General features: G+C 65.1%; 13 protein-coding genes. 8 read left to right on the forward strand and 5 right to left on the reverse strand.

All coding sequences use genetic code 11. The annotated features are described in order from the left end of the window. A partial coding sequence (locus tag WEA77_RS15480; protein WP_368068769.1) for an SDR family NAD(P)-dependent oxidoreductase occupies window positions 1-478 on the reverse strand: 478 nt, incomplete at its 3' end. Window positions 479-556: 78 nt separating this feature from the next. On the opposite strand from WEA77_RS15480, the gene WEA77_RS15485 reads away from it, so the two are divergent. After that, the gene (locus WEA77_RS15485; protein WP_368068770.1) at window positions 557-2,011 is read left to right on the forward strand and encodes an FAD-dependent oxidoreductase; all 1,455 of its coding nucleotides are present in this window, start codon (window positions 557-559) and stop codon (window positions 2,009-2,011) included. A 4-nt stretch (window positions 2,012-2,015) separates the two neighbouring features. On the opposite strand, the gene mutM is transcribed toward WEA77_RS15485, so the two are convergent. Continuing rightward, window positions 2,016-2,861, reverse strand: coding sequence for a bifunctional DNA-formamidopyrimidine glycosylase/DNA-(apurinic or apyrimidinic site) lyase (gene mutM / locus WEA77_RS15490; protein WP_368068771.1), 846 nt, complete (start codon window positions 2,859-2,861; stop codon window positions 2,016-2,018). Between the two features lie 49 nt (window positions 2,862-2,910). Between mutM and WEA77_RS15495 the strand changes: the two genes are divergently transcribed. Beyond that, window positions 2,911-3,699 (forward strand): class I SAM-dependent methyltransferase, encoded by a 789-nt coding sequence (locus WEA77_RS15495; protein WP_368068772.1) that lies wholly within the window; start codon window positions 2,911-2,913, stop codon window positions 3,697-3,699. An 11-nt stretch (window positions 3,700-3,710) separates the two neighbouring features. Here WEA77_RS15495 and WEA77_RS15500 read toward each other — a convergent pair whose 3' ends face one another. Continuing rightward, window positions 3,711-3,899 (reverse strand): hypothetical protein, encoded by a 189-nt coding sequence (locus tag WEA77_RS15500; protein WP_368068773.1) that lies wholly within the window; start codon window positions 3,897-3,899, stop codon window positions 3,711-3,713. Window positions 3,900-3,960: 61 nt separating this feature from the next. On the opposite strand from WEA77_RS15500, the gene WEA77_RS15505 reads away from it, so the two are divergent. The 3 genes from WEA77_RS15505 (at window position 3,961) to coaBC (ending at window position 7,348) form a co-directional block, all read left to right on the forward strand. Beyond that, window positions 3,961-5,478 (forward strand): AarF/UbiB family protein, encoded by a 1,518-nt coding sequence (locus tag WEA77_RS15505; protein WP_368068774.1) that lies wholly within the window; start codon window positions 3,961-3,963, stop codon window positions 5,476-5,478. A 180-nt stretch (window positions 5,479-5,658) separates the two neighbouring features. After that, window positions 5,659-5,979, forward strand: coding sequence for a hypothetical protein (locus tag WEA77_RS15510; protein WP_368068775.1), 321 nt, complete (start codon window positions 5,659-5,661; stop codon window positions 5,977-5,979). 142 nt (window positions 5,980-6,121) lie between these two features. Continuing rightward, window positions 6,122-7,348, forward strand: a complete 1,227-nt coding sequence (gene coaBC / locus WEA77_RS15515) for a bifunctional phosphopantothenoylcysteine decarboxylase/phosphopantothenate--cysteine ligase CoaBC (RefSeq protein WP_368068776.1) — start codon at window positions 6,122-6,124, stop codon at window positions 7,346-7,348. Between the two features lie 42 nt (window positions 7,349-7,390). On the opposite strand, the gene WEA77_RS15520 is transcribed toward coaBC, so the two are convergent. Further along, window positions 7,391-7,594, reverse strand: a complete 204-nt coding sequence (locus tag WEA77_RS15520; RefSeq protein WP_368068777.1) for a putative quinol monooxygenase — start codon at window positions 7,592-7,594, stop codon at window positions 7,391-7,393. A 261-nt stretch (window positions 7,595-7,855) separates the two neighbouring features. Here WEA77_RS15520 and dut point away from each other — a divergent pair, with 261 nt between their 5' ends. The 3 genes from dut to WEA77_RS15535 all read left to right on the forward strand — a co-directional run bounded on the left by dut (window position 7,856) and on the right by WEA77_RS15535 (window position 8,875). Further along, complete coding sequence (dut, locus tag WEA77_RS15525) at window positions 7,856-8,311, forward strand: dUTP diphosphatase (RefSeq protein ID WP_368068778.1); 456 nt, start codon at window positions 7,856-7,858, stop codon at window positions 8,309-8,311. Between the two features lie 71 nt (window positions 8,312-8,382). Further along, on the forward strand, window positions 8,383-8,583 hold the full coding sequence (locus WEA77_RS15530) for a hypothetical protein (protein ID WP_368068779.1): 201 nt from the start codon (window positions 8,383-8,385) through the stop codon (window positions 8,581-8,583). Between the two features lie 61 nt (window positions 8,584-8,644). Beyond that, window positions 8,645-8,875 carry a hypothetical protein gene (locus WEA77_RS15535; protein WP_368068780.1) on the forward strand — a complete coding sequence of 77 codons (231 nt, stop codon included), beginning with the start codon at window positions 8,645-8,647 and terminating at the stop codon, window positions 8,873-8,875. Here the strand turns inward: WEA77_RS15535 and WEA77_RS15540 are convergent. Next, window positions 8,872-10,136, reverse strand: a 1,265-nt coding sequence (locus tag WEA77_RS15540; RefSeq protein WP_368068781.1) for an ATP-dependent RecD-like DNA helicase, incomplete at its 5' end; no start/stop codon positions are given. The two genes, WEA77_RS15535 and WEA77_RS15540, sit on opposite strands and share 4 nt — an antisense overlap.

Below are 10,136 nucleotides of genomic sequence, written 5' to 3' on the forward strand. Positions count from 1 at the left end.
CATGCTTGGCCCCGGCAAATGCCGAGAAACCCTCGCGCCCCCGAACGCCCGCCGTCGCGCCAGTGAAGAGGATCGTGCCGCGCCCGCGCGGGCGCATTACCCGCGCCGCCTCGCGACCCGCCAGGAAGCCCGAATAGGCCGCCATCTCCCAGACCTTGTGATAGACGCGCGACGTCGTCTCGGTAATGGCGAAGCGCACGTTCGCGCCGATATTGAACACGCACACTTCCAGCGGTCCCACCTCGGCTTCGATCTGGTCCACCAGTGCAATCGTCGCCTCTTCTTCGCGCGCATCCACGCCGAAGGCCCGCGCCTTGCCGCCCTCCGCTTCGATTTCAGAGACCAGCGCAGCGAGCGAATCAAGGTTGCGCGCGCGGCGTGTCACACAGGCCGTCAGGCCTTCGCGCGCAAAGGCTTTCGCGATGGCGCCGCCAGTCGCGTCGCCTGCACCGACAATCAAAGCCGCACCGTTTAACATCTCGATCTCCCGTTTCTTTTCGGAACTCACTCTCGCTCAGGCTTGCTTTCTGCACAAGGAGCAGGGCTAAACAGGTAGATGGTTCGAACGCTTTCCATCGGGATTGCCGGCGCCGGGATCGGCGGGCTTGCGGGCGCCGCGCTGCTGGCGCGGCAAGGCCACCGCGTCACGCTGTTCGACCAGTTTGAGGCGGCAGGTCCCGTGGGCTCCGGATTGATGCTGCAGGAGACCGGCCTCGTCATCCTCGATCAGCTTGGCCTTCGCGGCGCGGTGGAGGCCGCCGGCGCGCCCATCGCGCGCCTCTGGGGCGTCTCTTCGGAAACCGGCCGGGCTGTGCTGGATGTCCGCTATGACGCGCTGCGCGCCGGGATCGGCGGGCTTGCGGGCGCCGCGCTGCTGGCGCGGCAAGGCCACCGCGTCACGCTGTTCGACCAGTTTGAGGCGGCAGGTCCCGTGGGCTCCGGATTGATGCTGCAGGAGACCGGCCTCGTCATCCTCGATCAGCTTGGCCTTCGCGGCGCGGTGGAGGCCGCCGGCGCGCCCATCGCGCGCCTCTTGGGCGTCTCTTCGGAAACCGGCCGAGCTGTGCTGGATGTCCGCTATGACGCGCTGCGCGCCGGGCTGCGCGGTATCGGCATCCAGCGCACGGCGCTGTTTACGCTGCTGCATGACGCGGCGGTGTCGAGCGGCGCCCGCTTGGTCACCGGCGCACGCATCACGGCGGCGAACGCCGCGCATGGTACCCTTGTTGACGCCGCTAGTGGCGCGCACGGGCCATTCGACCTTGTCATCGATGCGCTCGGCGTTCGCTCGCCGCTCGCCTCAGTGCCAGTCAACAAACTGCCCTATGGCGCGCTCTGGGCAACGCTGCCCTGGCCGGAAGAAGGCCCATTCGACCGAAGCGCGCTGGAGCAGCGCTACGAAGCCGCGCGCAAGATGGCGGGCGTCATGCCCTCCGGCCGCGCGTACGAGGGCGCCGTGCAGAGCCTCACCTACTTCTGGTCCATCCGCGGCGATGCGCATGCAGAGTTCCGCGCCGCACCGCTGGTCCACTGGAAGGACGCCGCCCGCGCCCTCTGGCCGGAAACCGCCATCCTCGTTGATCAGATTGCAGATCATGACCAGCTGACCTTCGCCCGCTACCGCCACCGCACGCACTGGCCCGCCGCGACAGGCCGCCTCATCCATATTGGCGACAGCTGGCACGCCGCCAGCCCGCAGCTGGGGCAGGGCGCAAACATGGCGCTGCTCGATGCTTTCGCGCTCGCCCACGCCGTGCAGTTGTGCGGCGAAGCAGTGGACATCGCCGCGATGTATGTGCGCCAGCGCGCCATGCATGTGCGCCTGTTCCAGCTGCTGACCTGGGCCTTCACGCCAGTCTACCAGTCGGATTCCGACATCCTGCCCTGGCTGCGCGACCGCCTCGCCGCCCCGCTCTCGAAACTCTGGCCCGCTCCGGTCCTGCTCGCGGCGCTTGTCAGTGGGGCGCTTGGCTCCCCGCTCGCAAAGCTTGGCCTTCGACCGGGCCGGTAACGGCCTAGCGCTGGCACCCAGTACAATAAAACGTCGACCGCCCCGACTGCACGATCCGCTTCACCGGCGTCCTGCAGCGTTTGCACGCCTCGCCCTCGCGGTCATACACGTCGAACCGGTGCTGAAAGTAACCAAGGTTCCCGTCCGTCCCTGCAAAGTCCGAGATCGACGATCCCCCCGCCGCAATCGCCTCGGCAATCACCGCATTGATCGCCGGCGCCAGCCGCGCAGCCCGCATGCCCGGCACGCTGCGCGATAGCCGCTTCGGCGACACGCCCGCGCGGTAAAGCGCCTCGCAGACATAAATATTGCCGAGCCCTGCGATGATCGACTGGTCGAGCAGCGCCGACTTGATCGGCGCCGCCTTGCCGCTCAGGGCCGTGTCCAGATAAGCCGCCGAAAACCCGTTCGACAGCGGCTCTGGCCCCATCGTCCTTAACCTCGGGTATGCCCCGAAATTCACGGCCGGCCAGAGTTCCATGAAGCCGAACCGGCGGGGATCGTTATAGGTGACCGTCTCTCCGCCTTCCATGTGAAAAACGACATGGTCATGCGCGGAAAGGTTTCCAGTCTCGTGGTGGAACTCGCCCTGTATCGCCCCGGAGATGGTGAAGCGTCCGGTCATGCCCAGATGCATCACCAGCACCTCGCCTGTGGAGAGATGCGCCGACAGGAATTTCGCCTGTCGCGCGAGCCGGTCGATCCGCGCATTGGCCACCCGCTCGGCAAAGCGCTCGGGCAGGGGAAAACGCAGATCCGCCCGCCGCTGTTCCAGCCGCAGGATGCGCCGGCCCTCCATCACAGGGGCAAGTCCGCGGCGAACTGTCTCGACTTCAGGTAATTCAGGCATCCTTATCGCATATACGCTAAGCTTAGGGCGGCATGTAAGATGGATCAGCATGACAGAGACGGACGACACAGAGCGCAAGGTCTCCTTCGGGTTCGAGGAGGTCACGGAGGCTGAGAAGGTCGCCCGGGTTAAAGTCGTGTTCCGGTCGGTTGCCTCCCGCTATGATCTGATGAATGACCTGATGAGCGCTGGCGTCCATCGTCTGTGGAAACACGACGCCATGAACAAGCTGAACCCTCAGCCGGGCGAGCGCCATCTGGATGTCGCCGGCGGCACCGGCGAACTTGCCCGCGCCTTCCTCGAACTTGCCGACAAGGCCGGCGCCCGCCGCGGCGACACGCGCCCGGCCACTGCCATCGTCTGCGACATCAATGATGCCATGCTGGAAGCCGGCAAAGCGCGCCCGGATAATGTCAAATGGCAGGGCCGCCTCGACTGGGTCTGCGCCGATGGCCAGAAGCTTCCCTATCCGGACAAGAGCTTCGACGCGGTCACCGTCTCCTTCGGCATCCGCAACTTTGCCGACCGCGTTGCGGGCCTGCGTGAATTCCGCCGGGTGCTGAAAACCGGCGGCCGCCTCGCCGTACTTGAATTCAGTCACATGACCGCGCCGCTGCTTCAGGAAGCTTACGACACCTATAGCTACGCCGTCATCCCACGCCTTGGCGAACTCATCGCAGGCGACCGGGCAAGCTACCAGTATCTCGTTGAATCGATCCGTCAGTTCCCGGAGCAATCTGTCTTTAAGTCGGAGATCGAAGGCGCCGGCTTCCGGCAGGTTTCGGTCACCAACTATTCGGGCGGGATCGCCGCCCTGCACTTCGGCTGGGCGGCGTGAGCATGTCCCGACTAGTTCTCGTCAATCTTGATGCCGCTCTCGCCGACCGAGATCTCGACGCCGTCGGATCCTCCGTCCCCTTCGGTAAAGTAATAGACTCCAAAGCCGATCACCGCCGCGGCCAGTGCGCCGACGATCAGGTAGAGGAATTTGTTCGATGAGGGGATTTCGGGCATGTTGAAACTCGCTTCTTGTGACATGGCGTCTCTCCTGCAACGCGCACGTGTGGTGTTACGTTCCATTGCGGCGGGTAATCGCTAGATGGCCGCGCTGGGCGACTATTGGCGGCTGATGCGCGCGGGCACTGCGCTCGCGCGCCATGATGTGGTGCTGCCGGGCGCCTACCATTCGCGCCTGCCGATCCCGGCGCGCGTTGCAGGCAGTGTCCTGCGCCTGTTCGGCGGCGCGAAAGGCCGGCCGGGCCAGCGCCTCGCGACGGCGCTGGAAGGCCTTGGCCCCGCCTATATCAAGCTCGGCCAGTTCCTCGCCACGCGTCCTGATGTGTTCGGTTCGCAAGTCGCCGGCGATCTCTCTCGTCTGAAGGACAAGCTGCCAGCGTTCCCAATGAAACAGGCCCGGGCCGCCCTCTCGGCGGAGTTCGGCGCTGAAGAAGCCGCGCGCCTGTTCCCCGGCCTGTCGGAACCGGTCGCTGCCGCCTCGCTCGCCCAGGTCCACAAGATGCCGCTGCCTGACGGCGACCGCGCCGTGAAGATCCTGCGGCCCGGGATCGAGCGCCAGATGGAACTCGAGCTTTCCGCCATGCGCCGCGCCGCGCGCACCATCGAAGGCGTCTCCAGCGAAAGCCGGCGCCTGCGCCCCATCGCCTTCACAGACACGATCTCCAACTTCATGCTGCGGGAACTTGACCTGCGCCTCGAAGCCGGCGGCGCCGACGAGATGCGCGCAATCAACGCGAAGACCGGCTTCTTTGAAATCCCGAAGGTTGACTGGGAGCGCACCGGCAAACGCGTCCTGACAATCTCCTGGATCAACGGCACCCCGCTCACCGCACCGGGCGTGCTCGACCGTCCGGGCCTTGACCGCGTGCGGCTCGCCAATGACATCACGCAGGGCTTCCTCGCCAGCGCTATCGAGCACGGGGTCTTCCATGCCGACATGCACGAAGGCAACGCCATCCTGACCCCGGAGGGGCGCATCGCGCTCGTTGATTTCGGCATCATCGGTCGCATCGGCCCGATGGAACGCCGCTTCCTCGCTGAAATCCTCTGGGGCTTCCTGAAGCGCGATTACATGCGCATCGCCGAAGTGCACTTCGAGGCTGGCTATGTGCCGCCGTCCCAATCCGTCGGCGACTTCGCGCAGGCCCTGCGCTCCATCGGGGAACCGCTGTTCGGCCGCCCGGCGGAGGAAGTGTCCATGGGCCGCGTACTGCTGCAGCTGTTCGATTACACGCACACGTTCGGAATGGCCCTGCGCCCCGAACTCGTCCTCCTCCAGAAAACTATGGTGCAGGTCGAAGGCGTCGCCCGCGCCATTGATCCCACCCACAATATCTGGAACGCGTCGGAGCCTGTCATCGAAGGCTGGATGCGCCGCAATTTCGGCCCCGAAGGCGCGATGCGCATGATCTCCGAAAACGTCCGCGAGGTGGCGAACCGCCTGAAACGCCTCCCGGAAGTCATGGACCGTTTCGAGAAAAGCCTCGACACCGAACCGGCACCTGCACCGGCGCCCGAACGCTTCGCGCCCTGGTGGGGCTGGTTCGGCCTGATTGGTCTGCTCGGTGTCGCCGCCGCCTGGGCACTAAGGTCTTTCTGAGCGCAGCCTGAAGCCTCCCCGCAGGCGGTGAAAGGGGTTCTCAAGGGGTCAATCCCGAGCGAATTTCTCGCGGCTGCGGCGCCTCGCGACCTGTGAGTTTCCCGCCTGAAGCGTAAGGGCTTCACCGCGCTAAGAACTCGGTTACCTTTCGGCCTCCGTCATCAGAAGGAAGCCGGCCCCATGAAACGCTTTGCCGCCCTGATCGCCGCTGCTGCCTGCTTTGCCGCCCCCGCCTTTGCCGATGCCTGCATGGCCGCCACCGAAGCGGCCACCCGCGCGGCGCTGGACGCCGCCGCCGCCGCCGGTAAGCGCACCGCCACCGTCCGCGTCACCTGCGACGGCGAGCGCCAGACTTTTGTCCTGCACCGCACCCAGGGCGCCAATGGTACATCCGTCACCTTGCGCGAACTGAAGCGTTCCTCCGGCAAGTCCGGCCTTTCCGGCAGCGTGTCCGGCGCCAGCAGCAGCTCGATGACCAAGATCATCCGCGTCGGCGAGTAACACATCCGAGGGTTCCGGCGGGGCGGCGGCGGCCCCATATCTTGCTCAACTATTGACGCCGACCCTTCAATCCCGGGGAATTGATGGGACGATTTCAAGGTATTTACGCTAGAACGGCCCTGAAACCTGACCGGCAGACTTGATGAAAAGCCCGCGAATCCTCCTGATCATCGGTGGCGGCATCGCCGCCTATAAAAGCCTTGAGCTGATCCGCGAGCTGGGTCGGCGCGGCATTGCCTCGAGCGTGATCCTCACGAAGGCCGGCGCCGAATTCGTCACGCCCCTCTCCATCGGCGCGCTGTCCGGCGAGAAAGTCTATTCCGAACTCTTCGATCTCACCGACGAGACCGAGATGGGCCATATCGAGCTCTCGCGCTCTGCCGATCTCGTCGTCATCTGCCCGGCCACGGCCGACCTTATGGCGAAAGCCGCCTGCGGTCTCGCAAACGACCTTGCATCCACCACGCTGCTTGCCACCGACAAGCCAGTCCTCATGGTGCCCGCCATGAACGTGCGGATGTGGGAGCATGCTGCCACCCGGCGCAATCTGGCCCGCCTGCGCGCAGACGGTGTGCGCGTCGTCGATCCGGATGTCGGCCCAATGGCCTGCGGCGAGTTCGGCCCGGGCCGCCTGCCGGAAGTCGCCGCCATCGTGCGCGAGATTGAAGCCGCGCTCGCGCCGGCCTCCAAACGCCTCGCCGGAATCCATGCCCTCGTCACGGCTGGGCCGACGCGCGAGCCGCTTGATCCCGTTCGCTATATCTCGAACCATTCCTCCGGTAAGCAGGGCTACGGCATCGCTGCGGCCCTCGCCGCCGAAGGCGCCCGTGTCACGCTCGTCTCCGGCCCCGTCGCACTGAAGCCGCCGGAAGGCGTTACATTCGTCTCCGTCGAAACCGCGCGCGAAATGTTGAAGGCCTGCGAGGACGCTCTGCCTGCGGATGTTTTCGTCTCAGTCGCGGCCGTCGCCGACTGGCGCCCGGTCAAGGCCTCTGACCGGAAGCTGAAGCTGAAAGGGGAGGGCAGGGCCCCGACCATCGAGCTTGCCGAAAATCCCGACATCTTGCGCACACTCAGCCACAAGAAAAAGAAACGCCCGCGCCTCGTCATCGGCTTTGCCGCCGAGACGCACGATGTCGAAGCCCTCGCCACCGAAAAACGCGCCCGTAAGGGCTGCGACTGGATCGTCGCAAACGATGTCTCCGGCGACGTGATGGGCGGCAACGAGAACGAAGTCTACCTGATCACACCGGACGGCGCCGAACACTGGCCCCGCCTCGCCAAGGACGACGTCTCCCGCCGCCTCGCTTCGCGTGTGGCTGATACGCTGAGTGTCCCGGATGCCAGCCTTCCCCTTGCGGCGGAGTAGGTCTGCGTTCGCCGTTGTAATATCCTATCAGCGGCTCGCCGGTCAGCAGGCTTTTGATGTGCGCCCAGTCGCCGGTCTCGTCAGTGTGGCCTGGTGCGCCGCGGGCAGCGCCTTCGTTTCCCACACCTCGACCGGCACGAACTTGTTCGGCGTATCGACGTTCCGGTAGACCCCTGCCGAGACAAACCCGGCCTCTGTCTGCACCGCGCTCTCGACCCCGTCCATGATCGCTTGAAAACTCCGCAAGACCCGCATCGCTGGCCTCGAAATTGATGTTCAGCGTCACCGCCCCGTCGCCAGGCGCATCCGCCGCCGCCGGGGTCGCGACCCCGGCGCAGGCCACGAGAAGCAGGGCAAACGCCGCAGCGCAGATGTGTTTGAGTGTCATGCGGCTTCCTTTCGGGTATTACTGTTTTTCGAAATATTCGGATCTGCCGCAATGCAAGCCGCAAATGCCCGTCGGGCGCCTGCCTTGACTTGGGGCCAGAGTCTCCGCACCCGGAGGCAATGAGCACCATCACAGTCCAGGTTCGCCCCCTCCCGCATTTCGCAGGCCTCGACCTGCCCGCCTACGAGACGTCCGGCTCGGCCGGCATGGATGTCCGCGCGGCAGTGCCTGAAGACGCCCCCGTCACCCTCGCCCCCGGCGCCCGCGCCATGGTCGAGACCGGCCTCTCGGTCGCCATCCCGGAGGGCTACGAGATCCAGGTCCGCCCGCGCTCCGGCCTCGCCGCCAAACATGGCCTCACCTGCCTCAACACGCCGGGCACTATCGACTCGGATTATCGCGGCGAAATCAAGGTCATCCTGATCAATCTCGGCGCCGAAGCCTTCGTCATCAAACGCGGCGAACGCATCGCCCAGCTGGTCCTTGCCCCGGTCACCCGCCTGGCCTGGAGCGAAGTCACCGAACTCGGCGCCACAGAGCGCGGCGCTGGCGGATTCGGCTCCACGGGCCGCTGACGCATACGATTTTCTCTTGAATGCCGGGCCATCCCCCCTAATTATTGATTATCAATATGGTGGGGGAGCTCATGTCCGCTGCATTTTACATCATCCTGGGTGCTTTCGTTGTCTGGATGATTCTCCGGTCCGAAGGGCGGCGCGAAGCCCGCCTGCGCATGCCGGATGCGCGCGACGAGGCGATCGAGCGGCTTAACGCCCGCGTCCGCAGCCTTGAGGAAATCGTCACCGACCGCGACTGGCGCCTGCGCCGGGACATCGACAGGCTCTGACCGCGCCCTTTTATTCAACGCCCCTTTGGGGCATCTTTCCCGATTACCGGAGGACGAGAAAATGGGCCCGTTTGAAATGGTTGTGCTGATCGTCGCGATCAGCGTCGGAGCAGGGGTCTACCAGACCTACCTGAAAACGCGCGCCAACTCGCGCGCCGATGAAGCTACCCAGTCCGATGTCGCGACGATGCGCGACGAGATTTCCCGGCTCAAGGAGCGCGTGCGCAATCTCGAGACGATCGTCACCGACAAGGACCGCGCCCTCGCCGAGGAAATTCGCAAGCTCGCCTAAACCAGAATCCCTTCGTCCTTGCGGAACTTCGCGAGCAGGTAGTTCGGCGTATCCTCGATCATGTCGAACGCGCCGAAGGCAAAGGCGTCCCGGTCCAGCACCAGATCGCGCGGACGCAGTTGCCGCGAGATTTCCAGCCCCTCCAGCGTGCGGGCGCGCGAAAAGGCCACATAGGCCTGTCCGTGCGCGAACATTCCGCTATCGAAGTCGATGAACACATTGTCCAGTGTCAGGCCCTGCGCCTTGTGGATCGTTACGGCGTAGGCCAGCCGCAGCGGCACCTGCTTGAACGTGCCCACCACTTCGCGCTTCACCTTCTTGGAATCCATCTCGAAATCGTAGCGATACTTCTCCCAGGCTGCCGCCTCGATCTCGTAGACCCGGCCCGCGATCTTCACGATCACGCTCTTCGATCCGAAGCCCTCGACATGCGCCAGCGTGCCGTTCACCCAGCGCCCTTCCGGATCATTCCGGATCAGCATCACCCGCGCGCCGACCTTCAGTTCGAGATCGGCCTCGGTCGGAAAACTCTTCTCGTCGAACTGCCCCTGAACATCCGCCGGGAAAACCTTGCGCTCGCCCTTCAGCTCCGCCAGCCGCGTCTGGTTGATGCGGAAGGCATTGGCATTGTTCGGTGTCAGCACGACATGCGTTTCCGAAGCATCAGACGCGCGGCGGGCCGAGACAAGCCTCGACAGCGTCAGTTCGTCATTCGGCGTCACCCGGCCCGAGCGCAGCGCGCCGAGCAGCGCGAGAAAGCGCGGGTCTTCCTGCCGGAATACATGTTTCAGTGCGAGCAGCGCAAACTCGCCTTCCTTGAAGGCCGGCGCGTTGAAAAAGTAATTGCCGCCAAACCGCTCCTGCAGGATCGGGCTTTCCTGGTTCGACACCACCGGCGGCAGCTGGTGCAGGTCGCCCGACAGAATCATCCGCACACCGCCGAACGGGCGTTTCGAACCCCGGTTCAGCTTCAGACTCCGGTCGATGGCGTCCAGCATGTCCGCGCGCACCATCGAGATCTCGTCGATCACCACCGTATTCACCGCGCGCACCACCCGCGCATTCGGCAGGCGGCGCACATCCTGCGCCTCGATCAGGCGCGGCGGTAGCTTGAAGAATGAGTGGATCGTCTGCCCGCCGGCATTCATCGCGGCCACGCCCGTCGGCGCCACGATCACCGCCTTGTCGCCGGCCTCGGCCAGGAACTTGCGCAGCAGCGTCGTCTTGCCAGTGCCCGCCCGTCCGGTCAGGAACAGGTTGC

Origin of the sequence: Hyphomonas sp., from assembly GCF_040882205.1 — a bacterium.
GTDB lineage: Bacteria > Pseudomonadota > Alphaproteobacteria > Caulobacterales > Hyphomonadaceae > Hyphomonas.

Bases quoted from the DNA above. Each gene is read 5' to 3' on its own strand.
- coaBC (WP_368068776.1), top strand. From the start codon at position 6,122: ATGAAAAGCCCGCGAATCCTCCTGATCATCGGTGGCGGCATCGCCGCC.
- dut (WP_368068778.1), top strand. From the start codon at position 7,856: ATGAGCACCATCACAGTCCAGGTTCGCCCCCTCCCGCATTTCGCAGGC.
- WEA77_RS15530 (WP_368068779.1), top strand. From the start codon at position 8,383: ATGTCCGCTGCATTTTACATCATCCTGGGTGCTTTCGTTGTCTGGATG.
- mutM (WP_368068771.1), bottom strand. From the start codon at position 2,861: ATGCCTGAATTACCTGAAGTCGAGACAGTTCGCCGCGGACTTGCCCCT.
- WEA77_RS15485 (WP_368068770.1), top strand. From the start codon at position 557: ATGGTTCGAACGCTTTCCATCGGGATTGCCGGCGCCGGGATCGGCGGG.
- WEA77_RS15495 (WP_368068772.1), top strand. From the start codon at position 2,911: ATGACAGAGACGGACGACACAGAGCGCAAGGTCTCCTTCGGGTTCGAG.
- WEA77_RS15535 (WP_368068780.1), top strand. From the start codon at position 8,645: ATGGGCCCGTTTGAAATGGTTGTGCTGATCGTCGCGATCAGCGTCGGA.
- WEA77_RS15510 (WP_368068775.1), top strand. From the start codon at position 5,659: ATGAAACGCTTTGCCGCCCTGATCGCCGCTGCTGCCTGCTTTGCCGCC.
- WEA77_RS15505 (WP_368068774.1), top strand. From the start codon at position 3,961: ATGGCCGCGCTGGGCGACTATTGGCGGCTGATGCGCGCGGGCACTGCG.
- WEA77_RS15500 (WP_368068773.1), bottom strand. From the start codon at position 3,899: ATGTCACAAGAAGCGAGTTTCAACATGCCCGAAATCCCCTCATCGAAC.